Genomic DNA, 25,545 nt, shown 5'->3' on the forward strand with positions numbered 1-25,545 from the left:
GCCGCGCCTGCCCACACCGACCGCCGGACGACACGATTGACGCCGCATGACATCGACTGAAGAGGCAACACCGCCGAACCCCGGGTCGGTGCCCGCGCAACGCACCGGCACCGACGGGGAACTCGACCGCATCGCCGGGCGGATCCGCGCCCTGGCGAACCGTGCCCGCACCGACGGCTCCGACACCCGGGTGCTCGACCATGTCGTCGCCGACCTCGAACGGGGCGGTGCCACGCTCGCCGGCACCGATCTGGTCGCCGCCTACCCCCCGGAGGTGCTGCTCCCGGACGCGCCCTCGAAGGACCGCGGCGCCCTGGAGGGCTGGCTCGGAGTCGCCCGCGACGTGCTGGTGTTCGCGCCCATCGCACTCACCTGGTGGCGGCTGCGCGGCGCCCTGGACGCCTATGACGCGACCCGCAGCCAGGACCCCTTCCTGCTCGGCTGGGCCCGTGGATTCCCGCAGGGCAGCCCGCCCGAGGCGACCACCGTGACCCTGGGCACGTCCGCGCTCCACGTCACGCTGCTCATCCTGGTCGTCGTCGCGCTGACCCTGGTGCTGCACGCCCTGCAGCGCAGCCGGGAGCGGCGGCTGTCGCGGGAGGAGGAGCGCGGGCAGCTCGCCACCGAGCTGGCCCTGGCGACGTTCCTGCTCGCCACGCCCGCGCGGCCGGCCGGCAAGCCGCTGGACAGCCGGAGCGCGGAGAAGCTCGCCTCCCAGCTCAACGCCGGTACGGAGGCACTGCAACTGGCGTTGCACCGGACCGCCCAGGAGATCACGGCCGCGCTGGAGACCGGGCCCGGCAGCAGGATCCAGAGCGCCCTGGACGGCTGGACGAAGACGGTCGACGAACTGACCCGGCTGATCCGGGGACTCACCCCGCCCAGCCAACTCGCGCAGGACCTGATCCGGATCCGGGAGCAGAGCGCCGAGGACGAGGCGAGGCTGCGCGCCGCCATCGAGACGCTCGCCGGCGATCTGCGGCGCGCCCAGGAGACGACCGGGCAGGAGATCCACCGGCACGACCTCGCGGTCGCCTCGGTGCGTGAACTGGCCCGCAGCCTCGGGGAGACGCTGCTGGTCTTCACCGAGCGGGCGGAGAACCTGGTGGACTCAACCCGGAGCATCTGGCAGCTCGTCGACCGCCTCGACAGCCGCGCCGGGCATCTTCCGTCCGGCGGCCTGGACAACGCCGACCCGCCGTACCGGGGCCGGCCGTGAGCGGCCGGCCGCCGCAGCGGGCAGCCGCCGGGCGCACCGTGCTGCTCGCCGGGTGGCTCTTCGCCGACCTGCTTCTGCTGCTGCTGGTGATCGCACTGGGCTCGCTGCCGCGCGAGCAGCGCACGGGCGCGACGCCGAAGCCCAGCACGCCGTCCAGCCCGCCACCGAGCACCCAGCCGGCGGAGCGCGGGCTGGTCCTCAAACCGTGCAGCTTCACCGTGCGGACGGGCAGCGCCGGGTCCGTACGCAAGCAGTTCGGCGCGCAGCTGCGCGGGGCCGGGGTGGCGGACCGTACGGCGGGTTTCGTGCTCTCCTTCGGTACGGCGCCGGACCCCGGGCCCGGCCAGGAGGCCGCCGACAAGGTCAACTCGATGATCACCGGCGGGTTCTCCCGCTTCAGGAACGCGCCCAAGCGCGGCTACTGGAAGGGCGGGCCGTCCGGCAAGGTCAGGATCGACGTCTTCTTCCTCGCCACGGCCGACGGCGACACCTCGTTCCCGAAAGGGTGCCATTCCTCGGACGACGGCTGACCGGCCGGGTCACGGCGGCGGGGCCTGGATGCCCGGGCGGAACTTCGGGAGACGCAGGGTGATCTTCGTGCCCGCGCCCACGCCGGTCTCGATGACGAGGCCGTGGTCGTCACCGTAGACCTGGCGCAGCCGGCGGTCGACGTTGCTCAGACCGACGCCGGTGGCCGGTCCGGCGGTGCCGCGCAGGATCGCGCGCAGGCGTTCCGGTTCCATGCCGACGCCGTTGTCCTCGATGACGACCCGGGCCCAGGTTCCCTCGTCCTCGGCGGTGATCGTGACGCTGCTGCGCTCCACCGCCTCCTCCAGGCCGTGTTTGAGGGCGTTCTCGACGAGCGGCTGCAGACAGAGGAAGGGCAGTGTCACGGGCAGGACCTCGGGGGCGATGCGCAGGGTGACCCGGAGGCGGCGGCCGAAGCGGGCGCGGGCGAGTTCCAGGTACTGCTCGATGCAGCGCAGTTCCTCGGCGAGGGTGGTGAAGTCGCCGTCCCGGCGGAAGGAGTAGCGGGTGAAGTCGGCGAACTCCTGCAGGAGTTCACGGGCGCGCTCCGGATCGGTGCGGACGAAGGAGGCGATGCTCGCCAGGGAGTTGTAGATGAAGTGCGGGGAGATCTGGGCGCGCAGAGCGCGGACCTCGGCCTCGTGGGCGCTGGTGCGGGCCCGGTCGAGGCCGGAGAGTTCGAGTTCCAGGGAGAGCCGGCGCGCCGCTTCCCCGCAGGCCCGGAGCAGGGCGGTGGATTCGGCGGCGGCCAGCACGGCGAGGGCACCGGGGACCGTGCCGTCGGCCGTGAGGGGCACCAGGGCGCCCCAGCGGACGGGACAGCCGGCCTCGTCGCAGGACAGCGGGAAGGCCCGGGCGCGGGGCGGCCGGGCGAGTTGGGCCGCGAGCTGTGCGCGGTGGTGTTCGGCGGCGCCGTCCCAGGCGAGCACGGAGGTGTCGTCGGTGAGGGCGAGGGCCGGGGTGCCGAGCAGGGGGCGCAGTCTGCGGGCCGCCTTGCGGGCGGTGTCCGGGGTCAGTCCGGTACGCAGGGGTGCCGCGGCCAGCGCGGCGGTGTGCAGCGCCTGGGTGAGGGCACGTGCCCCGTCGCTGTCGGCCGAGTGCTCCTGCTGCCGCCGAGCCGCGCCGTGCCCGAGGGCGACACCGAGCACGAACAACGCGAGACCGGCCAGGGCGAGGGCGGCGGTGCTCAGGACGGTCACGGGTGACGCGGGTCCGGGCCGGCGGGGCGGGCGGTGGTGGGCACGTGGGTCTCCGTCAGGTCGTGGCCGGTCCTGGGCGGCGGGCGGTCGGGGGTTCGGGGAGGTGCAGGCGGGCCATGGTGGCGGCGGTACCGGGCGGGACGCGGTCGCGGGTGGCCAGGGAGAAGAGGACCATCGCCGCGAAGCCCACGGGCACGGACCAGACCGCGGGCCAGGCCAGCAGCGTGTGCAGCCAGCCCGAACGGGCACCGCCGGCGATGGTGGCCGTCACCGCGGTGAACGCCGAACCGCCGCCGAGGAGCAGCCCGGCGGTCGCGCCGTGCGGGGTCAGCCCCCGCCACCAGATGCCGAGGACGAGCAGGGGGCAGAAGGACGAGGCCGAGACGGCGAAGGCCAGGCCGACCGCGTCGGCCACGGGTAGGTCGCTGACCACCGCGGCGGCGGCGGTCGGCACCGCGATCGCGGGCAGGGTGGCGAGCCGGAAGTGGCGGATGCCGAGCCGGGGCAGGACGTCCTGGGCGAGGACGCCCGCGACGGACATGGTGAGTCCGGAGGCCGTGGAGAGGAAGGCGGCGCAGGCGCCGCCGGCGACGAGGGCGCCGAGCAGGTCCCCGGCGAGGCCGCCGATCAGCCGCTGCGGCAGCACGAGGACCGCGGCGTCGGTGTCACCGGTCAGGAGCAGGTCGGGTGCGTACAGGCGGCCGAGCATGCCGTACAGGGGGATGAGGAGATAGAACGCGCCGAGCAGGGCGAGCACGCTGACGGTGGTGCGGCGGGCGGCTCGGCCGTCGGGGTTGGTGTAGAAGCGGACCACGACGTGCGGCAGGCCCATGGTGCCGAGGAAGGTGGCCAGGATCAGTCCGTAGGTGGCGTACAGGCCGTGCTGCTCACGGTCCGAGGACAGCGGCTTGGCCCAGCTGGAGGGTGCGGTGCGGTCGGGCGCCCGGTCGGGCAGGGGGACGCGGGCGCCGGCCGGGAAGCGCAGGGCGGTGGGCGCGCCGATCCGGTGGCGGCCCTCGCCGAGCCGCAGCGAAGTCCCTTGCACCGTACGGCCGTCGACGGTTCCGGAGGCGGTCACGCGGACCGGTTCGTGCACGGTGAGGGTGAGCGGGGCCTCAATACGCACCTGCGTGGAGCGGTGGAAGACGGGCCGGTCGTCCCAGGCCGGGGCGGGGGCGTGGTCGGCGCGCCAGGCGAACAGCAGGAACACCACGGGCACCAGCAGGGCGGTGAGTTTCAGCCAGTACTGGAAGGCCTGGACGAAGGTGATGCTGCGCATCCCGCCGGCGGCGACGGCAGCGGTCACCACGGCGGCGACGACCAGCCCGCCGAGCCAGCCGGGGGCGCCGGTGAGCAGCCGGAGGGTGAGGCCGGCACCGCGCAGCTGGGGCAGCAGATACAGCCAGCCGATCCCGACGACCAGCACCCCGGCGATCCGCCGCACCGCCCGGGACTCCAGCCGGGCCTCGGCAAAGTCGGGCAGGGTGTAGGCGCCGGAGCGGCGCAGCGGGGCGGCGACGAAGGCCAGCAGCACCAGGAAGCCCGCGGTGTAGCCGATGGGGAACCACAGCATGTCGACGCCCTGGGCGAGGACGAGTCCGGCGACACCGAGGAAGGAGGCGGCGGACAGGTACTCGCCGCTGACCGCGAAGGCGTTGAGCCGCGGCACGACCGTACGGGATGCGACGTAGAAGTCGGAGGTGGTGCGGGAGACGCGCAGGCCGAGCGCGCCGACGAGGACCGTGGCGATGATCACGGCGGTCACGCCCACGACGCCGTACGTCTGGTTCACCGGCCGGCCCCGGCGGATGGTCGGCGCATGTTCAGAGGCGTTCCGCGGGGGCGTCGCCGGCAGTCGTGCCGGTCTCGTTGCGCTCGGCGCGGCGGACGTACCAGAGGCCGATGGCGAGCAGGGCGGGGTACGGCGCCACGCCGAGGAGGAGCCAGACGGCCGGCGGGACGCGGGGGGCTGCGTCGGCGAGCGGCCGGGCCCGCAGGAGTACGGGCAGCAGGCCGAGCGGGACGACGAGGAGGGCCGTGGCGATGAGTGCCGCCCGCAGCTGACGTCGCATCAACTGACGTACGGGCTCCGGGAATAAAGGCGGTGGCGGAGGCGCCGGGCGCGGCGTGGCCGTACCGCCCGAGGAGCTCGGCCGTCCGGTGACCACCTCCCTGCGAGGGACGGATTCCGCACCCATGCCGCACTCCCCGACGCCGCGGTGATCACCTTGTGCTGCGGCGAGTGTATGCAGCGGACCACCGTGGCGACAGCCGGCCGGCGAGAATCGCCACAGGTCCGCCACCCGGGGGATCGCTCCGGCGCTCAACGGCCCGGGCCGGCCGCGTGCCGGGCCAGGAGGTCGCGCAGTTCCCGGGCGTTGCGCCGGCTCACGGCGAGGACGCGCTCGCCGATCCGTACGGTCACATTGCCGCCGTCCAGGCGGAGTTCCTCGATACGGCCGAGTGCGACGAGCCGGCTGCGGTGGATGCGCACGAAGCCGCGGGCCCGCCACTGCTCCTCCAGGGTGGACAGCGCCACACGCACCAGGTGGCTGCCGTGCGGGGTGTGCAGCCGGGCGTAGTCGCCCTGTGCCTCGACATGGGTGATGTCGGCGATGGGCACGAACCGGGTCACCCCGCCCAGTTCCACGGGGACCTGGTCGCCGAAGGCGGGCGCCGGCTCGGGTACGGCCCCGGCGGGCGCGGCCGGCCGGGGCCCCTGACCGGCCCGGACCAGTTCGGCGACCCGCCGTACGGCCTCGGCGAAGCGCTCCTTGCGCAGCGGCTTGAGCAGGTAGTCGACGGCCTTGAGGTCGAAGGCGCGGACCGCGAAGTCGTCGTGGGCGGTGACGAAGACGATCAGCGGTGGTGCGGCGAACCGGCCGAGCAGCCGGGCCAGTTCGAGTCCGTCGAGTCCCGGCATGTTGATGTCGAGGAAGACGACGTCGACGGCCTGCGTGCCGTCGGGCCCGTCCTCCGCGGCCCGGCCGAGCCGGCGCAGGGCCTCGGCGGGGCCGGCCGCGGGGATCACGTCGCCGACCCGTGGATCCCGCCCCAGGAGGTACAGCAGCTCCTCGAGCGCGGGCTCCTCGTCGTCCACCGCCAGCACCCGCAGGGCCACGTCGCTCGCGCTCATCTCCGCAGGTTCCTTCCCCTCTTCGCCTGCCTACCCCGCTCGCGGGCCCGCCTCACTTGAGGCCGCTGAGCATGACGCCTCGGATGTAGTACTTCTGCAGCAGCAGGAAGAGGACCAGGACCGGCAGGATGCTCAGGACGAGTCCGGCCATGACGATGGGCATGGTGCGGGTCGGGTCGACGTAGTCCTGCAGGAGCTGGATACCGACGGGCAGGGTCATCACGCCCGGGTTCGCGGTCGAGACGAGCAGCGCCCAGATGTACTCGTTCCAGGCGTCGACGAAGGTCAGCAGCCCGAGCGTGACCAGGACCGGTGTGGTCTGCGGCAGCACGATCCGCCACCACACGGTGAACTCCCCGGCCCCGTCGATGCGCGCGGCTTCCAGGACCTCGTCCGGGATCCCGAGCATGAACTGGCGGGTGAGGAAGATCCCGAAGCCGTTGACGAGGAACGGCACGGCGAGCGCCACGATGCTGACGGTCAGGCCCGCGCCACCGCTCCCGAACAGGTCGTTGCCGCCCGCCAGCGGCCAGTGCACGAGGATCAGGAAGTGCGGGACGAAGAAGAGGAACGGCGGGAACATCATCGTCGACAGGACCAGGCGGAAGACGAAGTCCCGGCCGGGGAAGCGGAGTTTGGCGAGCGCGTAGCCGGCGAGTGACGACGTGAGCAGCACCGATCCGGTGATCAGTGTGGTGGCGACGACGCTGTTGCGGAAGAGCACGGGCAGGTCGAGCTGGTTGATCGCCGCCCGGTAGTTGGACAGGTCGAACGCCTCGGGCAGGAACCGGTACGTCAGCGTGCCGGCCTCGCCGGGTCCCTTGAAGGACGTCATCACCATGTCGAGGAACGGCACCACCGTGAGCACGGCGCCGGTCGCGACCACCAGGTACGACAGCCACGGGAAGCGGCGCCGGTTCATGCGTCCTGCCCCTTTCACGCGTCCTGGCCCCTTCACGCGTCCTCCCCCGTGCGCCGGAAGATCCACAGCTGCACCAGGGTGACCATGAGGACCACCAGGAACAGCACGAAGGCGGCGGCACTCGCGGTGCCCCAGTCGCCGTAGGAGAAGGCCTGCCGGTACATCTCCAGCGCGGCCACGCCGGTCGCGTCGCCCGGGCCGCCCTTGGTCATCACGATGATCAGCGCGAACGACTGCAGGCCGGTGAGGAACTGGGTGATGCACACGAACAGCAGGGACGGCCGCAGCAGCGGCAGGGTGATCCTCCAGAACACGGTGACGGCCCCGGCGCCGTCGAGCGCGGCGGCCTCGTAGTACGACTCGGGAACGGACTTCAGCCCGGCGGTCAGGACGAGGATCGCCGAGCCGACCGAGGCCCAGGCCTGGACGACCACGACCGAGGGCAGCGCGGTGTCCGGGTCCTGCAGGAACGCCACCGAGCCGAGCCCGAGGGCGTTGAGGACGCCGTTGACCAGGCCGCCCGGCTCGTACATGTACTTCCACACGTTGCCGACGGCGACGACGGTCGTGACGATCGGCAGGAAGTACAGGGTGCGCCACAGCCCCTGGAACCGCAGCCTGTCGATGCAGGTGGCGACGAGCACGGAGCCGGCGAGCGCGAGGGCCACGGTGCCCAGGGCGAACAGCAGGGTGTTGGTGAGGATCGGCGTCAGGAACGTCGAGCCGTCCGCGAAGAGGCCGGTGAAGTTGTCCAGGCCGACCGGTTCGATGTCGCCGAGGTCGAACCCGGCCCAGCGGGACATCGACAGCAGCAGCGCGAAGCCGAGCGGAAGGACGAGGAAGACGGCGAAGAACAGCAGCGTCGGCGCCAGGAAGAGGTACGCGACGACGGTCTGGCGGCGCCGGTGGCGCATCCGGCCGTCGACGGCGGGCCCGGCGGCTCGCGCGCCGTGGGCCTGTTCGGCCGTGTCCGGCGCCAGGGCGTTCACCATGCGCGGGACACCTCCTGGTCGACCTGACGGCGGATGGTGTGCAGGGCCTCGTCGACGGACTGCTGACCCGTCCACAGCGCCTCGATGTTCTCGCGCAGCAGCGACTTGGCCCGCTGTGCGCCCGGGCCGTTCGGTTCCGGCACCGCGTAGGCCAGCGCGTCCAGGAACGGGCGCAGGTTCGGATCGCCGCCCGCGCCGAGGAGCGTCCGCATGTCGTCGGCTCGGCCGGTCAGGGAGCCGACCGACACCTGCAGAGCGCTCATCCGGGTGGCCGCCGCGCCCTTCTTGACGCGCACCTTCTCGGAGTTGAGCCAGCGCAGGAAATCCCATGCCTCGCGCGGGTGCCTGCTGGCCGTGTTGACGCCCAGCATGAAGCCGGTGGAGAGCGTGCCGCGCCGGTCGTCCGCCTCGGGGACGGGCACGGGCGCGACGCCGACCTCGCGGTAGTCCCTGCCCATCAGGGGCTTCAGGCTCCCGGTCCACCAGCCGGCGCTGATCACCATGGCGACCTGCGCGGACGGGAACGCCTTGTAGACGTTGACGCCGGGATCGCTCGCCCCCTCGGCGACGAGGCGGTGCTCCAGTGCGAACACGGCCCGGCCGGCCGGTGAGTCGATGGCGGTGCGTCTGCCGTCCGGGGCGACGAACCTGCCGCCGGCGGCGTTGAGCAGGGCGAGCGTCTGGCCGACGGTGGTGGAGTCGTCGTAGGTCGACAGCCCGAAGCCCTGGACCAGCGTGTTGCCGTACCGGTCCCGCCGGGCGGTGCGGTGGGCCGTCTCCTCCAGTTCCCGCCAGGTGCGTGGGGGGCCGTCGACGCCGGCCTCGCGCAGCAGCCGCTTGTGGTAGTAGAGGGCGTACGTCTGCACCTCGGTGGGGTAGCCGTAGACCCTGCCTGCCACCGACGACGATGCGACCGCGGCCTCGCTGTAACCGCGTCTGATCTCCTCGGCGTGCTCGGGCGGAGCGGGCCCGAGGACGCCGGCCTGGACGAGCTGGCCGTTCCACAGGCAGCAGGGGTGGAGGATGTCGGCGCCCTGGCCCGCGGCCTGCCGGACCATGATCGTGGTCAGCAGGTCCGTGAACTCGACGGCCTTCGTCTGCACCTTGACCCGGTCGTGCGTGGTGTTCCACTCGTCGACCGGGCCTTGGAGTGCCTGCTTCAGCTCCCCGCTCGTGTAGTGGGAGAGCAGGGTGAGAACGATCGGGTCCCCGGGCCGCCCGGTGCCCGGGCGCGGCGCGGCGCAGCCCGCGGTGAGCAGCGCCGAGGGAAGCGCGAGCGCGAAGTGACGGCGGCTCAGTCCGCTGCCTGTCCTGGTACGGCCCGACCGCGTCACCGGGCGGCCTCCCGTCGCATCACGCGGAACACCCGGGTCGTGGTGAAGCCCGCCTTGCGGTACAGATGGCCCGCCGCCGACCGCTCACCGGTCCACAGGAACCACGCGCAGTGCGCACCGCGCGCCCGCATCCGCTCCAGGACCAGGTGGAGCAGGACCTTGCCGAGCCCGGTGCCGCGCGTCTCCGCCAGCACACCGAACGGGCCGAACCGCTCGTCCACCGACTCGTACGCGCCGTGCATCGCCCAGCCGACCAGACGGCCCGCGGGGTCCCGGGCGACGACGATCCGGTCGAGCGGCGTCCCCGCGGCCAGGCAGTCCCGGATCGCGCGCGCCCAGTCCGGGTTGAAGTGGTTCCCGGCGAGCGCGACCAGGTCCACCAGGTCGTCGTCGGACGGGGTGGCGAACCGGTAGCCGCACGCCGTGAGTTCGCCCAAGCGGCATGCGACGTCGTCCGGGAGGCGATGGCCGACCAGGCCCCGGTCCATCGCCACCGCCTCGTACAGGGTGCGAAAGCCCAGGGACGCAAGGAGCCCGGCCGCTTCCGGGTACGCCTCGGCGTCCAGGCCGGGGAGGATGTAGTTCGGGGTGTACGAGGCGAAGTCCACCCGGGTGCGGCCGTGCCCGTGCAGCCAGTCGAGGGCGTCGGTCAGCAGCCGGCGGCCGAGTCCCCGCCCACGGGCTGCCGGGTCGACGAAGAAGAACGGGATCCAGCCCTGCTCCGGCTCCAGGTCGGTACCGGTCATCGGCGTCAGCCGGCGCACCGCGTAGGCGGCGCCGACGACATGGTCCCCGTCGACGGCGACGCGCAGCCCCTCCGGGTCGAAGTTGGCGTCGAGCAGCACCAGCGAGCGGAAGCGGTCCGGGGTGAGGGGATCGGCCGGCGCGCTCCGCCGCCATGCCTCCACCAGCTTCGGCCCGTCGCCCGCGCGAAAGCCACGCGTCGCGGCCCGGGACGTCGTGGCGGGGGTCGTGCGATCGGTCATCGACGGGGTGTCCTTTGCGGGCGTCAGCGGGTTTCAGGCGTAGAGCAGCGCATCGTCTCCGGCCCAGCGGCCGGGCGGCCCGGGCGGGTCGCACAGGGGCAGCGGGTCGTCGCCCGCGTCGAGGGTGCGCCGCAGCCGGTCGGAGCCCCACAGCAGGTCGATGAAGTGACGGTGGCCGGTCCCCTCCGCGCCGCCGTCCGTGGTGCGCCAGGCGAAGTCGTCCGGGTAGAGCCGCCGCAGCGTGGCGAGCATCGCGACGGCGGTGCGCACGGGAGCGAACACCTCGCGGTCGGTGATGTGCAGCTGGACCCCGCGCAGCGGCCGTCCGGCGTGTTTGTGGAAGGTCGGTACGTAGCGCAGGTCACGGAAGTGCACTGCGGGCAGGGCGAGTTCGGCGAGCGCGGGGGCGAACCGCGCGTCGATGTAGGGGGCTCCGACGATCTCGAAGGGCTGTGTGGTGCCCCGGCCCTCCGAGATGTTCGTCCCCTCGAACAGACAGGTGCCGGGGTAGACGGCCGCGGTGGCGGACGTCGGGATGTTCGGCGAGGGCGCGACCCACGGCAGGCCGGTGGCCTCCGCGTCCATGGCGCGCCGCCAGCCCAGGGCCTCGATCACCGTCAAGTCGGCTGCGCGGCCCGCGACGTGGGGCACGAGTGCGGCGTTGAGGTACCGGGCGAGTTCACCACAGGTGAGGCCGTGCCGGACGGGCGTCGGGGCGCGCCCGACGAAGCTGGCCCAGGCCTCCTCCAGCAGCGGTCCCTCGCTGACGAGTCCGCCGAGGGGGTTCGGCCGGTCGGCGACCACGAACCGCACGCCCGTACGGGCCGCCGAGACCATCAGGTCGAACATGGTCCACACGTAGGTGTAGTACCTGGCCCCGATGTCCTGCAGGTCGTACACCAGCGCGTCGACGCCGCTGTCGAGCAGCAGTGTGTCGAGGCGTTCGCCGCCGCACCCGTAGGTGTCGTGCACGGGCAGGCCGGTGGCGGGGTCGGTCCGTGCGCTCTCACTCTCACCGGCCTGGCCGGTGCCGTGCAGCCCGTGCTCGGGGCCGAACAGGGCGACCAGCCGCGCGCCGGCCTCCAGCAGCGCGGGTGCGGCCGGGCGCAGGTCGGGCAGGACGCCGGTGTGGTTGGTCACCAGCCCGAGCCGGCCGGGCCCGGCGAGCGAGGGCGACGCGTGCAGTCGTGCGATGCCGGTCGTCACCGCGACGCGGTCGTCCGTGCTCATCCTGGGCCCCGTCTGCCGGTGACATCTCGATGCGGTTGTCGGGAATTTACTGGCATGTCCGGGCATTTGGCAATGAACCACTCACAGTGGGTGGCGGGGGCTCACTCGGGTACGACCAGTCGTGCCGCCTCCCCCGGCCCGACCGGTACGACACGGTCGCGCAGGCAGATGTCGATGAGCCCGCGGTCGGAGGACGGTACGGCGATCTCCAGCAGGCCGCTGCGCAGGCGCAGATGGACGCCCCAGTGGCCGTGGTAGCGGATGGAGAAGCCGTAGGAGGACAGTTCGGGCAGCGGGACGGGGTCCAGGAACAGGGCGCCGCCGCGGGTCTCCAGGCCGGTCAGTCCGCGCTGGACGAGGTCGAGGGTGCCGGCCATGGCGCCGAGGTGGATCCCCTCGCCGGTGGTGCCGCCCTGCAGGTCGGCGATGTCGCCGCGCAGCGCCTCCTGGACGAAGGCCCAGGCGTCGGCGCGGCGGTCGCGGGTCAGCACCCAGCCGTGGACCAGGCCGCTGAGGGTGGAGCCGTGGCTGGTGCGGTGCAGGTAGTGGTCGACGGTCTCGGTCCAGGTGTGCTCGTCGAGGCGGTGGCCCAGCCGGCCGAAGAGCGCGCGCAGTTCGGCCGCCGAGAAGAGGTAGCCGAGCATCAGGACGTCGGCCTGCTTGGACGCCTTGTACCGGTTGACGGTGTCACCCTCCGCCTCCAGGATCCGGTCCAGGCGCCGGATGTCGTCGTACCGCCTGCGGTAGCCGTGCCAGTCCAGCTCGGCCAGGTCGCCGTAGCCCTCGAACTGGCTGATCACCCCGTCGTGGAAGGGCACGTGGAGGGTGCGGGAGATCTCCTCCCAGCGGGCGGGCTCGTCGTCCTCCAGCCCGGCGCTCTCGGCGAGTTCCCGGCGGCGCGGCTCGGGCAGGAGGTCCAGCAGTTCGAGGGTGCGGGCGAGCACCCAGGTGGCGGTGACGTTGGTGTACGCGTTGTCGTCCAGGCCGGGTGCGGCGGCGCCGGGGTAGGCGTCGTGGTACTCGTCGGGGCCGACCACGCCCCGGATGCGGTACCGGCCGAGGTGGTCGTCGTAGCAGGCCGAGTCCGCCCAGAAGCGGGCGATGTGCAGCAGCATCTCGGCACCCTCGCCGTGCAGGAAGTCGATGTCGCCGGTCGCCTCGCAGTACTGCCAGATGTTGTAGGCCACCGCCGAACCGACGTGGTGCTGGAGCCGGGAGTGGTCCGGCAGCCAGCGGCCGGAGCGGGGGTTGAGGTGGAGTTGCTGGGTCTCCTCACGCCCGTCGCTGCCGCTCTGCCACGGGTAGAGCGCGCCGCGCCGGCCGAGTTCCCGGGCCGCGTGGCAGGCGGCGTCGAGGCGCCGGTGCCGGTAGTGGAGCAGCGCGCGGGAGACCTCGGGCAGGTGCAGGTTGAGGTAGGGCAGGACGAAGAGTTCGTCCCAGAACACGTGCCCGCGGTAGGCCTCGCCGTGCAGTCCGCGCGCGGGGACGCCGACGTCGAGGTCGGCCGTGTGCGGCGACAGTGTCTGCAGCACGTGGAACAGGTGCAGGCGCAGGATGCTGCCCGCCTCGCCCGGCACCTCGAGCGCGGTGCGCCGCCACAGCTGTTCCCAGGCCGCGGTGTGCGACTGGCGCAGGGCGTCGAAGCCGGGGGCGTCGCCCACCCGGTCGACGGCCGCGTCCAGCGGGTCACCGATGGCGGGGTCGTGCGAGGTGTGCAGCGCGACCGTCTTGTCGACGGTGACGGTACGGCCGGGCGCCAGCCGCAGCCGCACGTGCTGGACGGCGCGCTCGGGTTCGGGCACCACCATCACCGGCGCGTCGGCGGTCAGCCGGGCCGCGAGGCCGAACTCGGTGCGGGAGGTACGGGTGTGGCAGCGCAGCCACACGGTGTCGTGCGCGGCGATGCCGGTCCGCACATGGACGAGGTGCCGGCCGTCCAGGTCCCGGTAGCGGGCCACACCGGAGTTGGTGACGCGTCCGTCGAGCGCGGCCTCGACCTCCAAGTCGAGATCGGCGCCCTCGGCGGTGAACTCGGTGCGCAGGGCGGCGAGATGGGGGTCGGACTGGTGGACGAGGCGCAGCTGGCGCACCTGGAGCGTGGCTCCGCCGTCGAGGCCGTAGCCGGTGCGGCGTTCCAGCAGGCCGGGGTCGAGGTGGAGGGTCTGGTGGTGCTCGGTGACGGGGGCGGTGTCCGGGGTGAGCCAGGCGCCGCCCGCCGGACGGAAGCGCAGCGGCAGCCAGTTGGGGAGGTTGACCATGTCCTCGTTCTCGACCCGTCGTCCGGCGACCTCGGAGGTGAGCCGGTCGTAGCAGCCGGCGGCGTAGGTGCCCGGGTAGTGGACGTCGTCGGCGGTGCACTCGGGCAGTGCCCCGCGGGTGGCGACATAGCCGTTGCCCAGGGTGCACAGGGTCTCCCGCAGGCGTTCCTCCTCGGGGCGGTAACCGTCGTACTCCCAGGTCGGTCCCGGCACCGTCACCCCCCGGCGTGCAGGCCGGTGAGGATCCGGTCGGGGGTGAGGGGCAGGTGGCGGAAGCGGATCCCGGTGGCGTGGTGGACGGCGTTGCCGACGGCCGCGGCGGTGCCGACGATGCCGATCTCGCCGATGCCCTTGCTGCCCATGGGGTTGAGGTGCGGGTCCTCCTCGTCGATCCAGTCGGCCTCGATGTCGGGGACGTCGGCGTGCGCGGGCACATGGTAGGAGGCGAGGTCGGCCTCGGTGAAGTCGCCGAACGCGGGGTCCAGGGTGCTGCTCTCGGTGAGGGCCATGCCCAGGCCCATGGTCATGCCCCCGGTGAACTGGGAGCGCGCGGTGCGGGCGTTGAGGATCCGCCCGGCGGCGAAGATGCCGAGCAGCCGGCGTACCCGGGTCTCGCCTGTGACGGTGTCGACGGCGACCTCGGCGAAGTGCGCGCCGAAGGCGTGCCGGGCGTAGGGGCTGTCGGCGTCGGCCTGCCCGGCGGTGTCGGCGCGGGTCTCGATGCCGTCGGCGGGCAGCGGTCCGCCGTGCGCGGCCAGCGCGGACGCCAGCCGGGCGCACGCCTCGTGCACGGCCCAGCCCCAGGAGGCGGTGCCCATGGAACCGCCGGCGAGCCATGCGGACGGCAGGTCGCTGCGCCCGATCTCGGTGCGGACCCGGTCGACGGGTACGCCGAGGACGTCGGCGGCGATCTGGGCGAGGACGGTACGGGCCCCGGTGCCGATGTCGGTCGCGTTGATCCGGACGGCGAAGGTGCCGTCGGGCAGCGCCCGGGCGGTCGCGGTGGCGGGGACGGCGGCGGCCGGGTAGGTGGCCGCGGCCACGCCGGTGCCGATGAGCAGCGGGCCCTCGGTGCGGGAGCGGGTACGGGGGTCGCGCTCGGCCCAGCCGAAGCGGCGGGCGCCCTCGCGCAGGCACTGGACGAGATGCCGGCTGCTGAACGGTTTGCCGCTGCCGGGCTCGCGCTCGGGTTCGTTGCGTACGCGCAGCTCCACCGGGTCCATGCCGAGAGCGTCGGCGAGTTCGTCCATGGCGGACTCCAGGGCGTACATGCCGGGGGCCTCGCCGGGTGCGCGCATCCAGGACGGGCTCGGCACGTCCAGCGGGACCACGCGGTGGGTGCTGAGCAGGGCCGGAGCGGCGTACATGACCCGGGCGGGCACCGCGGCCTGTTCCACGAACTCCGTCACGCGTGAGGTGTGGGTGGTCACCTCGTGCAGCACGGCGGTGAGCCGGCCGTCCGTCCGCGCGCCGAGCCGCAGCCGCTGCACGGTGGGGGCGCGGTGGCCGACGGTCGTGGGCAGGTACCGGCGGGGGTAGGCGAGGGTGACGGGCCTGCCGGTGTGCCGGGCGGCCATCGCGGCGAGGACGACGTCGGGGCGCGGGGTGCCCTTGCAGCCGAAGCCACCGCCGACGTGTTCGCAGACGACGGTGACCTGGTCCTCGGGCAGTCCGAACAGCTGGGCGAGCACCTCCCGCACGGTCGTACCGCCCTGGCTGGAGGTGTACACGGTGAGCCGGTCCCCGTCCCAGTGAGCGGTGCTGGTGTGCGGCTCCATGGGGTGGTTGTGCAGCGGCGGCACCTGGTAAACGGTGTCGACGCGGACCTCGGCGGCGCCGAAGGCCGCCTTCGGGTCGCCGTGCTCGACGCGGCCGGGGTAGCCGGCGTTGGCCTCCTCGGGTTCATAGGCGTCCGGGTGACCGGGGTCCAGGACGAGGTCGTGGGGCTGCTCCGCATAACTGACACGCACGGCACGGGCGGCGGCGCGGGCCGCCTCGAGGGTCTCGGCGACGGCCAGGGCCACGCACCAGCCCCGGTGCGGCACGGCCGGGCCCTGCAGGAGGGCGAGCGTGGCGTCCTCGGGCTCGGCGAGCCGCGGTGCGTCGTCCGGGGTGAGGACGGCGAGGGCGCCGGGCAGGGCGAGGGCGGCCGAGGTGTCCACGGCGGTCACCCGGCCGCGAGCGATCGCGGCGGGCACGGGCCAGGCGTGGGCGCGACCGGGCACGGGGTGCTCACCGGCGTAACGGGCGGCACCGCTGACCTTCTGCCGCCCTTCCCGCCGCTCAACGGGGGCACCAAGGGCTCCGCCGGGACGCGGATGCCCTTCCAGCAGACGCGCCCCGGAGGCCTCGGTGACGCTACCGGCACCCGACCCCCGCGCCACCCCGCGCGCGCCGGAGGCGTCGGTGACGGTACCGGCGCCGGGGTGCCGTTTGCCCGGGGAGTTGCCGGTCATGAGTTCCTCCTGCTCTCCTCGCTGCTCCCGCGTCGGCTCAGGCCGGCGCCGGTGCCGGGGCGAGACGGTTCAGGACGTCCAGGGCGAGGTTGTGCGCGAGGGGCACCTTGTAGGCGTTGCCCCGCAGCGGCTCGGCGTGCGCGAGTTCCAGGTCCACGGCGCCTTCGAAGGCGGCGGGCGTGGCGGAGGCGCCGAGCAGGGCCAGCTCGGCGTGCCGGGCCCGCCAGGGCCGGTGGGCGAGCCCCCCGAAGGCGATGCCCACCTGGTCGACGACACCGCCGGCGACCCGCAGCACGACGGCCACGGAGGCGAGGGCGAAGGCGTACGACGCCCGGTCGCGGGCCTTGCGGTAGGCGGACGGGACACCGGCGGTCGCGGCCGGGAGCAGCACACCGGTGATCAGTTCACCGGGGCGGATCCAGGTGTCCCGCTCGGGGTGCTCGCCCGGCAGCCGGTGGAACTCGGCCGCCGGCAGCCGCCGCGTGCCGTCCGTGCCGTAGAGCTCCACCTGGGCGTCGAGGGCGGCGAGGGCGACGGCCATGTCGGACGGGTGGGTGGCGATGCAGTGCTCGGAGTGGCCGAGGACCGCGTGGTCGCGGTGGACGCCGTCCCGGGCGCCGCAGCCGCTGCCCGGCTCGCGTTTGTTGCAGGGTTTGTCCAGGTCCTGGAAGTAGGGGCAGCGGGTGCGCTGGAGCAGGTTGCCGCCGGTGGTGGCGGCGTTGCGCAGCTGCCCGGAGGCGCCCGCGAGGAGGGCCTGGGACAGCGCCGGCCAGCGGTCACGGACGCGCGGGTCGGCGGCCAGGTCGCTGTTGCGGACGGTGGCGCCGACGCGCAGCGAACCGTCGGGCAGCTCCTCGACCGTGTCCAGGGGCAGCCGGCCGACGTCGATGAGGACGGCAGGGCGCTCCACACCGAGCTTCATGAGGTCGACCAGGTTGGTGCCGCCGGCCAGATAGCGGGCGCCGGGGTGGGCGGCCCAGGCCTCCACGGCCTCCTGGACGCCGGCGGGCCTGAGGTATCCGAAGCCGTTCACCGGATCACGTCCTCCACCGCCTCGACGATGCGCGGGTAGGCGCCGCACCGGCACAGGTTGCCGCTCAGGCGCTCGCGGATCTCGGACCGGTCCAGCGGTACGGGCCGGCCGGAAGGGGCCGCGGGGTCGGTGACGTGGGAGGGATGACCGGCCGCGGCCTCGGCGATCATGCCCACGGCGGAGCAGATCTGACCCGGCGTGCAGTAGCCGCACTGGAAGGCGTCGCGGTCGAGGAAGGCCCGCTGCAGCGGGTGCGGCTCCTCGCCGTCCCCGCCGAGGCCCTCCACCGTGGTGATCTCGCTGCCGTCGAGGGCGACCGCGAGCATCAGGCAGCTGTTGACGCGGCGGCCGTCGACCAGCACGGTGCAGGCGCCGCACTGGCCGTGGTCGCAGCCCTTCTTCGAGCCGGTGAGGCCGAGATCCTCCCGGAGCAGGTCCAGCAGGGTCCGGCGGTGGTCGATGTGCAGGGTATGGGGTTTCCCGTTGACCCGGAGGGTGATCTCCGAGTCCCGGGCAGGTTCGTTTTTGCTGGTCATGGCAGGGTGGCCTTCCGGACGGGCCCTGGTGCCGTTCACACCGCGTATCCACGCGACGGCACCTCACACGTCCCGAGGGCCACCCCTTCGCTCACGGGTAGCGGGCCAGGTCCGCCACGTTGCCCGAGGAGTCCGACGGTCCTCCGGTGGTGTTGATGACGTGGCTGATGGTGCCGGTGCCGCCGAGGGAGACGGTGACCATGCTGGTGAGGCGGACGTTCGGGCTGTCCGGCACCTCGATGGCACGGTCGGCGGTCACGCTCGGGTCGGCGTTGAAGTAGCAGTAGCTGCCGAGGCCGTACGCCTGGTGGCTGGTGACGGAGTCGGCGACCTTGTAGGCGGCGTAGCCGCGGGTGGCGCCGTTCATCCAGGCGGACTGGTTCGGCGGGTCGTACGGCATCTCGTTCTGGAAGAAGTAGGTGCGGCCGCCGTTGCCGTTCCAGATCACCTGGTACTTCTGGAAGTGCTCCACGAACAGCCCGTACATGGTCACGTCGTCGCCGCCCACGACGAGCCCGGTGTCGGCGGTGTTGCTGGTCCAGCCGACGCCGCTGCCGTGGTCGGCGCGCCAGATCCACATGTGGTCGCCGATGACGTTCCCGCTGTTGACGACGAGGCCGGTGGCCGCCTTGCCGACGGCCGCGCCGCCGATGCGGAAGTAGACGTCGTGCAGGGAGGTCGGGTCGGCCGCGTGGGAGGCGGTGGAGCCGGCCGGCCCGACCTCGACCAGGGTCTTCGAGCTGGTGGTGCCGGCGTCGAAGAGCAGGCCCGCGATCTTGACGCCGTCGACGTCGGCGACGGTCATCGCGGTGATGCCGTTGTCCGGGACGAAGGTGGCGAGCCCGAGGCCGAGGACGACCGTGTCGGGACGGGTCACCTTCAGGGTCTGGTCGAGGTGGTAGACGCCGGGTGTGACGAGCAGGTTCTGCCCTGCCGCGAGGGCCGCGTTGATCTGCGCCGCGGTGGCGCCGGGCTTGACGACGTAGAACCGGCTCAGCGGCAGCGAGGTACCGGCCGGGCTGCCGTCGGCCCAGCTGGTGGCCGTCGAGCCGGTGCGCACGGACGGCACGAACACCTGGTAGTTCCCGCCGCCGTCGACGTACAGGAAGGGCTTCTCGCGGATGACCGGGCTCTGGGCGACGGTGGTGTACGGCGGCTTCGGGAAGCTGGTGGCGGGGACGCCCTGGCTGCCGACGAACACCATGTTCCAGTTGGCCCCGGTCCAGCTGCCGAGCTGGGAGTTACGGGTGATCCACTGTTGCTGGGTACCGGAGTTGACCTGCCCGTCGACCTTGCTGTCGGCGAGGTAGCCGCCGGAGGACCAGCCGCCGTCGTCGAGGGCGAGGTTGCCGCGCAGATGCATCCGCCGGTACGGCGCCGCCTGCGAGACCGCCCAACGGTCGCCGCCGCCCGCCGGATTGACGGAGAGGTTCTCGGCGCCGCGCCAGAAGTTCTGCGTGGCGTTGCCCTGGAACCAGTCGGCCTCGGCGTGCACCGCGCCGTTGACCGAGACCGCGTCCGGGGTCAGGCCGAGGCCCAGCACCTGGGTGTAGAAGCCGACGTTGACGTCCGCGCGGTAGGCGCCGGGCTTGAACAGGACGGCGTGGCGCTGGGAGCCGAACTGGTTGGTCTCCTGCTCCTTGAAGACGGAGTCCAGTGTGCTCTGGATGGTGGAGGACGACATCGACGGGTCGAACACGACGACGTTCGGGCCGAGGTCGGGGTTGCTCGACGACTGGGTCACGGGGACCACCTGGAAGCGCTGGGCGGCGGTGCCGTTGCAGGTGTACTGCACGAACTGCACGCTGTCGGCGGTCGAGGCGCCGGGATCGTCGAGGCACTTGCCGCTGTTGCGGTTGACGAAGTGGTAGGCGCCGCCGCCGGCGTCGACCGGCAGCCACTGCTGGTTGGCGCCACCGCCGTACGCCCACAGCTGCACGGCCGCGTTGTCCGCGGTGGAGACGCCGGTGACGTCCAGGACCTCGTTGGTGCTGTGGGCGTTGGCGACACGGACGTAGCCGTCACTCGTCGTCGTGAGGTTCCACTGCTGGGCGGTGGTGCTGTTGCAGCCGTACTGCTGGACGACGGTGCCGTCGGCGGTGGCGGCCGCCTTGGCGTCCACGCACCTGCCGCTCGCCGCGTTCAGGAGGGTGACGTCACCGGTGGGCGGCGCGGTGGCGGCCGCGTGCGCGTGGGGGGCCGCGGTCAGCAGGGACACGGCGACGACGGCCAGTGCCGCGGCGGCTGTCGGTCTGCGGCGCCGGGAAAAGGGAAGCACAAGGTCTCCTGGTCCGGGAGTGGGGGTCAGCCGGTGTATCCGGCGAGGACGCGGGTGTAGTCCCAGTCGGACTGGCTCACTCCGGAGCAGCTGTCGGCGGGGCCGCCGGTGCACGGGCGGTCGCGGTTGGCGGACCAGAAGGTGAGCCGGGCGAGGTGGTGCGACTGCGCGTAGGCCAGGATGGTCCGGAAGTCGTTCACGGTGACGGTCTCGCTGTTGTCGGTGATCCCGTTCATGGACGAGATGCCCATGTCCCGGTAGGCCTGGTCGTCGCTGTAGTGGTAGGCGTTCTTCAGCGCGTTCTTCAGGCCCTCCGCGGCCTGCGTGGTGAGGTTGCCCATGTTCTGACCGGCGCCGCCGAAGTCGAACGGCATGATCGCCCAGGCGTCCACGGCCAGCCCGGAGGAGGCGGCCCGGTTGATCAGGCTCGTGTCGGGGCCGGACTGGCCGGTGCCCTGGGTGATGTACACCTTCAGGCCGGGGTTGTTCGCCTTCACGGTCTTCAGCGCGTCCACGGTCCGCTGCTGCACGGTGCCGTTGCTGTAGGCGTCGGCCTCGATGTCGATGTCGATCGCCTTCAGGCCGTAGGCGTTGACGACCTTCTGGTAGGCAGCGGCGAGTTCACCGGCGCTGGAGCAGGAGCTCTCCAGCTTGTTGCCGCTGTAGCCGCCGAAGGAAGGGATCACGTCACCGCCGTTCGCCCGCACGGTGGTGACGGTCCGCTGGTCGGCCCCGCCGGTCAGCGGACGGCTGCCGTCCCACTGCGGGTTGCAGTAGCCGTTGCTGAGCACGAAGGCGAGGGTGAACCACTTCACGCCGGTGGCCTGGGTGATCGTGGCCGGATCGGGCGGGCTGCCCCAGCCGTTGTACAGGTACGGCGCGACGGCCATCGGCGTGGACGGGGTGTTCCCGCCACCGGAGGGGGCCGTCCACTTCTGGTTCGCGCCGCCGCTGCAGCTCCAGATCTGGATCCGGGTGCCGTTGGCGGAGTTGTCGTCGGTGACGTCCAGGCACTTGTCGGCCTGTGGGTTGACGATGTCGTGGGCGGCCGTGACGGTCCACTTCTGGTTGGCGCCGCCGGTACAGCTCCACAGCTGCACCTTGGCGCCGTCGGTGGTCGCGTTGCCGGTCACGTCCAGGCACTTGCCGAGGGCGCGGAGGGTGCCGTCGCTGCCGACCGTCCACTGCTGGGCGTTCGTGCCGTTGCAGTCGTAGAGCTGGACGGGCGTCCCGTCGGCGGAGTCGGCCCCGGCGACGTCCAGGCACTTGCCGGCGAGCCCGGTGACGGACCCGGTGGCGGCCTGGGCGGGGGAAGCGGTGAGCAGTCCGGCGGAGAGCGTGATCACGGCGAGGGAGACTGCGGCGGGGAGAGGTTTGGCCATGTGGGGGGCGGCCTTTCGCATGAGGGGTGCCCCAACGCCGTTGACACACGAGGGCGTTGAGGCATCCACAGGCTTTGTTTAAGGCGTGAAAATAAAGGTCCGGACCAACGGAGTCAAGGGGTGCGGCCTCAACTCACCCGGACCCGCGGCCGGGCCCGGGCCCGCACCCCACGGCGAAACCCCGGCCCCCTACGGCGAAGCCCCAGCCCCGCTCACACCGACGGCACCTCGGCGAACTGCGTCCGGTACAACTCCGCGTACCGCCCCCCGGCCGCCAGCAGCGCCTCGTGCGTGCCGCTTTCCACGATCCGGCCGGCCTCCACGACCAGGATCTGGTCGGCGGCCCGCACCGTGGACAGCCGGTGGGCGATCACCACGGCCGTCCGGCCCTCCAGGGCCTCGGTGAGGGCCTCCTGGACGGCCGCCTCGGAGGTGTTGTCCAGGTGGGCGGTGGCCTCGTCCAGGATGACCACGCGCTGACGGGCCAGCAGCAGCCGGGCGATGGTCATCCGCTGGCGTTCGCCGCCGGAGAGCCGGTAGCCGCGCTCGCCGACCACCGTGTCCAGCCCGTCGGGCAGGGCCCGTACGACGTCGGCGAGGCGGGCGCGGCCGAGCGCGTCCCAGAGGTCGTCGTCGGTGGCGTCCGGGCGGGCCAGCAGCAGGTTGGCCCGCACGGTGTCATGGAAGAGGTGGCCGTCCTGGGTGACCATGCCGAGCGTGCCGCGCAGGGAGGCGGCCGTCAGGTCACGGACGTCCACCCCGCCGATGCGGACGGCGCCCGCGTCGACGTCGTACAGGCGCGGCAGCAGCTGGGCGATGGTGGACTTGCCCGCGCCGGAGGAGCCCACGAGGGCGACGGTCTGGCCGGGTTCGGCGCGGAAGGAGACGCCGTGCAGGACCTCGGAGCCGCCGCGGGTGTCGAGGGCGGCGACCTCCTCCAGCGAGGCGAGCGAGACCTGGTCGGCGGCCGGGTAGGAGAAGCGGACGTCGTCGAACTCGACGGCGACCGGCCCCTCGGGGACCGCGCGGGCGTCCGGCTTCTCCTCGATGAGCGGCTTCAGGTCCAGCACCTCGAAGACCCGCTCGAAGCTGACGAGCGCGCTCATCACCTCGACCCGGGCTCCGGCGAGCGCGGTGAGCGGCGCGTAGAGGCGGGTCAGCAGCAGGGCGAGGGAGACGACCGCGCCCGCCTGCAGGGTGCCGTGCAGCGCGAACCAGCCGCCGAGGCCGTACACGAGGGCCAGCGCGAGGGCGGAGACCAGGGTGAGGGAGGTGATGAACACCGACTGGGCCGTGGCCGTACGCACCCCGATGTCCCGCACCCGCGCGGCGCGGGCCGCGAACTCGGCGGACTCCTCCTCGGGGCGGCCGAACAGCTTGACCAGGGTGGCGCCGGGGGCCGAGAAGCGCTCGGTCATCCGGGTGCCCATGGCCGCGTTCAGGGCCGCCGCCTCGCGCTGCATGCGGGCCATCCGGGTGCCCATGCGGCGGGCCGGCAGCACGAACACCGGCAGCAGCACCAGCGCGAGCAGCGTGATCTGCCAGGACAGCGTGAGCATCACCGCGAGGGTGAGCAGCAGGGTGACCAGGTTGCTCACCACGCCCGACAGGGTGTTGGCGAACGCCCGCTGGGCACCGATCACGTCGTTGTTGAGACGGCTGACCAGCGCTCCCGTACGAGTCCGTGTGAAGAACGCGACGGGCATGCGCTGCACATGATCGAACACAGCCGTTCTGAGGTCGAGGATGAGTCCCTCCCCGAGCGTCGCCGACAGGCGGCGCCCGAGGATGCCGAGCCCCGCCTCCGCGAGGGCGGCGGCCGCGATGAGCAGGGAGAGGCGGACCACCGTGCCGGAGGCGTGCCCCGCCACGATCGCGTCGACGACGCGGCCGGCGAGCACGGGCGTGGCCACGGCGAGCAGTGCCGTCACCACCCCGAGCAGCACGAACCGGACGATGCCCGCGCGGTGCGGGCGGGCGAAGGCGGCGATACGGCGCAGCGTGGCGCGGGCGAACGGACGGCGCTCTGCCTGCGCGTTCATCACGCTGTGCAGCTGCGTCCAGGCGGTGGTCTCCATACTCATGGAAGAGAACGTAGAACCTCAAGCTTCATTGAGGTCAATGTTCCTGCCCATTCACCCACCGTTCCGGTGGCGCGGAGACCCTCTGCGGATGTGACTGCCGTCCCGCTTCCCCCACTGCCCCGGGGACGACTCCCCCGTCGCGTCCCCGTGCGCCAGGTGCTCTGCCTGGTGCCGCTGGTGCTCGTCGCCGTGATCGCCCTGCGCAACCGTTCCCTGCTCGCCGAGGGCTTCGGCCAGCTGCGCACCGCCTCCTGGCCGTGGCTGCTCGCAGCGGCCGGCGCCACCTGCCTGACCTGGGTGGCCGCCGCGTTCACCCGGCAGGGCGCGGTGGTGCAGCCGCTGCCGAAGGGGCGGCTGCTGGCCACCCAGTTCGCGGCGGCCTCGGCCAACCACCTGCTGCCCACCGGGCTGGGCGCGGGCGCGGTCAACCTGCGCTTCATGACCGTGTGCGGGGTGCCGCTCGCCCGCTCCTCCGCCGCGCTCGCCCTGTATCTGCTGGCCGAGTCCGTCGGCCGGCTCGGTCTGCTGTGCGTACTGCTCCTCGCCTTCCCCGACGCGCTGCGGCTCGGCCCCCTGCTGCCGGACGGTTCGGCCCTGCCGCTGCTGCTGGGCGCGGCCGGCCTGCTGGCGTCGGCGGCGGCCGTCACGGCGCTGGTACGACCGCTGCGCACGCGCGTGTACGCGTTCGTGCGGGACGCCCTCGGTGAGGCGCGGTCGGTGCACACCCGGCCGGCCCGGGCGCTGGCCCTGTGGGGTGGGTCGCTGGCCTTTCCCGCGCTGCAGGCGGCCGGCCTCGCCGCGGTCGGCCAGGCGCTCCGGCTGCCGGTGCCGGTGGCGCACATGGCGCTCGCCTACCTCGCGGCGACCGTCGCGGTGGCGCTGGTGCCGACGCCGGGGGGCCTGGGTTCGGTCGAGGCGGCCCTGATCGTGGCGCTGGTCGCGGTGGGCGGCCCGGCCGCGGTGGCCACGGCGGTGGTGCTGGCCTACCGCATCATCACCGTGTGGGTACCGCTGCTGCCGGGGGCGTTGACGCTGGGGGCGCTGGTACGGCTGAAGGTGATCTGAGGGAGAGTGGCCTTCCGAGTCGTCCGGAGGAGGGTCTCCCATGCCGGTCCGCGTGGAGCGCACCGAACACGTCACCACGGTCGTCCTGTCCCGGCCGGAGGCCCGCAACGCGGTGGACGGTCCCACGGCCGCCGAACTCGCCGCCGCGTTCCGGGAGTTCGAGGCCGATGACGGGGCCCGGGTGGCGGTGCTGTGGGGCGAGGGCGGCACGTTCTGCGCGGGCGCGGACCTGAAGGCGATCGGAACCGGGCGCGGCAACCGGGTGGCGGAGGACGGCGACGGTCCGATGGGACCGACCCGGATGCGGCTGTCGAAGCCGGTGATCGCCGCCGTCGCCGGTCACGCGGTCGCGGGCGGCCTCGAACTCGCCCTGTGGTGCGATCTGCGGGTCGCGGAGGAGGACGCCGTGTTCGGGGTGTACTGCCGCCGCTGGGGCGTGCCGCTGATCGACGGCGGCACGGTACGGCTGCCCCGGCTGATCGGAGCCGGCCGGGCCATGGACATGATCCTCACCGGCCGCCCGGTACCGGCCCGTGAGGCCTACGACATCGGCCTCGCGAACCGCCTGGTCCCGGCCGGCCGCGCCCGCGCGGAGGCGGAGGCGCTGGCCGCGGACATCGCCCGCTTCCCCCAGGCCTGCCTGCGCAGCGACCGCGCGTCGGTCCTGGACCAGCACGGGCTGGACGAGGACACGGCGATGCGCGGTGAACTCCGCCACGGCATCGGCGTACTGGCACAGAGCACGCAGGGCGCCGCACGCTTCGCCTCCGGCGCCGGACGGCACGGGTCGTTCACGGACGTGTGAACGCGACGCACCTGGTGGGGTGCGCGGTGTGCCGGCGACCGCTGCGGAGGGCGGCTGCTCCGGGCCCGCCCGTAGCGCTCCACCCGGTTGGAGTCCTTCCTG

20 protein-coding genes are annotated in these 25,545 nt (G+C 73.1%); 4 read left to right on the forward strand and 16 right to left on the reverse strand.

The features are described from left to right. The first annotated feature begins 46 nt into the window (after positions 1-46). Both ACZ7HQ_RS31520 and ACZ7HQ_RS31525 read left to right on the forward strand, forming a co-directional pair. Positions 47-1,219: a hypothetical protein gene (locus ACZ7HQ_RS31520; RefSeq protein ID WP_470997208.1), complete on the forward strand. Its 1,173-nt coding sequence runs from the start codon at positions 47-49 to the stop codon at positions 1,217-1,219. Then, a complete protein-coding gene (locus ACZ7HQ_RS31525; RefSeq protein WP_470997210.1) occupies positions 1,216-1,749 on the forward strand; it encodes a hypothetical protein in 534 nt (177 codons plus the stop codon). Before ACZ7HQ_RS31520 ends, ACZ7HQ_RS31525 begins: the two co-directional genes overlap by 4 nt. Before the next feature lie 9 nt (positions 1,750-1,758). Here ACZ7HQ_RS31525 and ACZ7HQ_RS31530 read toward each other — a convergent pair whose 3' ends face one another. The 16 genes from ACZ7HQ_RS31530 to ACZ7HQ_RS31605 form a co-directional block, all read right to left on the reverse strand. Further along, complete coding sequence (locus tag ACZ7HQ_RS31530; RefSeq protein WP_470997563.1) at positions 1,759-2,937, reverse strand: sensor histidine kinase; 1,179 nt, start codon at positions 2,935-2,937, stop codon at positions 1,759-1,761. 64 nt (positions 2,938-3,001) lie between these two features. Then, a complete protein-coding gene (locus ACZ7HQ_RS31535) occupies positions 3,002-4,738 on the reverse strand; it encodes a sodium/solute symporter (protein WP_470997212.1) in 1,737 nt (578 codons plus the stop codon). A 31-nt stretch (positions 4,739-4,769) separates the two neighbouring features. Further along, positions 4,770-5,018, reverse strand: coding sequence for a hypothetical protein (locus ACZ7HQ_RS31540; RefSeq protein ID WP_470997215.1), 249 nt, complete (start codon positions 5,016-5,018; stop codon positions 4,770-4,772). Positions 5,019-5,269: 251 nt separating this feature from the next. Next, a complete protein-coding gene (locus tag ACZ7HQ_RS31545) occupies positions 5,270-6,082 on the reverse strand; it encodes a LytR/AlgR family response regulator transcription factor (protein ID WP_470997217.1) in 813 nt (270 codons plus the stop codon). 52 nt (positions 6,083-6,134) lie between these two features. Beyond that, positions 6,135-7,004, reverse strand: coding sequence for a carbohydrate ABC transporter permease (locus ACZ7HQ_RS31550; RefSeq protein ID WP_470997220.1), 870 nt, complete (start codon positions 7,002-7,004; stop codon positions 6,135-6,137). A 32-nt stretch (positions 7,005-7,036) separates the two neighbouring features. Beyond that, positions 7,037-7,996 (reverse strand): carbohydrate ABC transporter permease, encoded by a 960-nt coding sequence (locus tag ACZ7HQ_RS31555; RefSeq protein ID WP_470997223.1) that lies wholly within the window; start codon positions 7,994-7,996, stop codon positions 7,037-7,039. Then, entirely contained in the window at positions 7,990-9,330 is a 1,341-nt protein-coding gene (locus ACZ7HQ_RS31560) for an ABC transporter substrate-binding protein (protein WP_470997226.1), read from the reverse strand. Before ACZ7HQ_RS31560 ends, ACZ7HQ_RS31555 begins: the two co-directional genes overlap by 7 nt. Continuing rightward, positions 9,327-10,316, reverse strand: a complete 990-nt coding sequence (locus tag ACZ7HQ_RS31565; protein ID WP_470997228.1) for a GNAT family N-acetyltransferase — start codon at positions 10,314-10,316, stop codon at positions 9,327-9,329. Before ACZ7HQ_RS31565 ends, ACZ7HQ_RS31560 begins: the two co-directional genes overlap by 4 nt. A 33-nt stretch (positions 10,317-10,349) precedes the next feature. Then, entirely contained in the window at positions 10,350-11,546 is a 1,197-nt protein-coding gene (locus ACZ7HQ_RS31570; RefSeq protein ID WP_470997230.1) for an exo-beta-N-acetylmuramidase NamZ family protein, read from the reverse strand. Positions 11,547-11,647: 101 nt separating this feature from the next. Continuing rightward, positions 11,648-14,017, reverse strand: a complete 2,370-nt coding sequence (locus tag ACZ7HQ_RS31575; RefSeq protein WP_470997232.1) for a glycoside hydrolase family 65 protein — start codon at positions 14,015-14,017, stop codon at positions 11,648-11,650. Between the two features lie 2 nt (positions 14,018-14,019). Further along, complete coding sequence (locus ACZ7HQ_RS31580; protein WP_470997234.1) at positions 14,020-16,260, reverse strand: xanthine dehydrogenase family protein molybdopterin-binding subunit; 2,241 nt, start codon at positions 16,258-16,260, stop codon at positions 14,020-14,022. Between the two features lie 37 nt (positions 16,261-16,297). Continuing rightward, positions 16,298-17,293 carry an FAD binding domain-containing protein gene (locus ACZ7HQ_RS31585; RefSeq protein WP_470997237.1) on the reverse strand — a complete coding sequence of 332 codons (996 nt, stop codon included), beginning with the start codon at positions 17,291-17,293 and terminating at the stop codon, positions 16,298-16,300. Then, a complete protein-coding gene (locus ACZ7HQ_RS31590; RefSeq protein ID WP_470997240.1) occupies positions 17,290-17,829 on the reverse strand; it encodes a (2Fe-2S)-binding protein in 540 nt (179 codons plus the stop codon). Before ACZ7HQ_RS31590 ends, ACZ7HQ_RS31585 begins: the two co-directional genes overlap by 4 nt. 91 nt (positions 17,830-17,920) lie before the next feature. Next, positions 17,921-20,107 carry an RICIN domain-containing protein gene (locus ACZ7HQ_RS31595; protein WP_470997243.1) on the reverse strand — a complete coding sequence of 729 codons (2,187 nt, stop codon included), beginning with the start codon at positions 20,105-20,107 and terminating at the stop codon, positions 17,921-17,923. 26 nt (positions 20,108-20,133) lie between these two features. Further along, a complete protein-coding gene (locus tag ACZ7HQ_RS31600) occupies positions 20,134-21,489 on the reverse strand; it encodes a lectin (protein ID WP_470997246.1) in 1,356 nt (451 codons plus the stop codon). A gap of 212 nt (positions 21,490-21,701) precedes the next feature. Further along, the gene (locus tag ACZ7HQ_RS31605) at positions 21,702-23,567 is read right to left on the reverse strand and encodes an ABC transporter ATP-binding protein (RefSeq protein WP_470997566.1); all 1,866 of its coding nucleotides are present in this window, start codon (positions 23,565-23,567) and stop codon (positions 21,702-21,704) included. 153 nt (positions 23,568-23,720) lie between these two features. Here ACZ7HQ_RS31605 and ACZ7HQ_RS31610 point away from each other — a divergent pair, with 153 nt between their 5' ends. Further along, on the forward strand, positions 23,721-24,638 hold the full coding sequence (locus ACZ7HQ_RS31610; protein WP_470997249.1) for a lysylphosphatidylglycerol synthase transmembrane domain-containing protein: 918 nt from the start codon (positions 23,721-23,723) through the stop codon (positions 24,636-24,638). 40 nt (positions 24,639-24,678) lie between these two features. Beyond that, a complete protein-coding gene (locus tag ACZ7HQ_RS31615; protein WP_470997251.1) occupies positions 24,679-25,443 on the forward strand; it encodes a crotonase/enoyl-CoA hydratase family protein in 765 nt (254 codons plus the stop codon). Positions 25,444-25,545 lie beyond the last annotated feature (102 nt).

It is taken from the genome of Streptomyces sp. NPDC037290 (assembly GCF_055603245.1).

What these genes read in the sequence shown, in the direction of transcription:
- ACZ7HQ_RS31520 (WP_470997208.1), top strand. Translation starts at nt 47, where the DNA reads ATGACATCGACTGAAGAGGCAACACCGCCGAACCCCGGGTCGGTGCCC.
- ACZ7HQ_RS31540 (WP_470997215.1), bottom strand. Translation starts at nt 5,018, where the DNA reads ATGCGACGTCAGCTGCGGGCGGCACTCATCGCCACGGCCCTCCTCGTC.
- ACZ7HQ_RS31545 (WP_470997217.1), bottom strand. Translation starts at nt 6,082, where the DNA reads ATGAGCGCGAGCGACGTGGCCCTGCGGGTGCTGGCGGTGGACGACGAG.
- ACZ7HQ_RS31550 (WP_470997220.1), bottom strand. Translation starts at nt 7,004, where the DNA reads ATGAACCGGCGCCGCTTCCCGTGGCTGTCGTACCTGGTGGTCGCGACC.
- ACZ7HQ_RS31555 (WP_470997223.1), bottom strand. Translation starts at nt 7,996, where the DNA reads ATGGTGAACGCCCTGGCGCCGGACACGGCCGAACAGGCCCACGGCGCG.
- ACZ7HQ_RS31565 (WP_470997228.1), bottom strand. Translation starts at nt 10,316, where the DNA reads ATGACCGATCGCACGACCCCCGCCACGACGTCCCGGGCCGCGACGCGT.
- ACZ7HQ_RS31570 (WP_470997230.1), bottom strand. Translation starts at nt 11,546, where the DNA reads ATGAGCACGGACGACCGCGTCGCGGTGACGACCGGCATCGCACGACTG.
- ACZ7HQ_RS31580 (WP_470997234.1), bottom strand. Translation starts at nt 16,260, where the DNA reads ATGACCGGCAACTCCCCGGGCAAACGGCACCCCGGCGCCGGTACCGTC.
- ACZ7HQ_RS31590 (WP_470997240.1), bottom strand. Translation starts at nt 17,829, where the DNA reads ATGACCAGCAAAAACGAACCTGCCCGGGACTCGGAGATCACCCTCCGG.
- ACZ7HQ_RS31600 (WP_470997246.1), bottom strand. Translation starts at nt 21,489, where the DNA reads ATGGCCAAACCTCTCCCCGCCGCAGTCTCCCTCGCCGTGATCACGCTC.
- ACZ7HQ_RS31605 (WP_470997566.1), bottom strand. Translation starts at nt 23,567, where the DNA reads ATGGAGACCACCGCCTGGACGCAGCTGCACAGCGTGATGAACGCGCAG.
- ACZ7HQ_RS31615 (WP_470997251.1), top strand. Translation starts at nt 24,679, where the DNA reads ATGCCGGTCCGCGTGGAGCGCACCGAACACGTCACCACGGTCGTCCTG.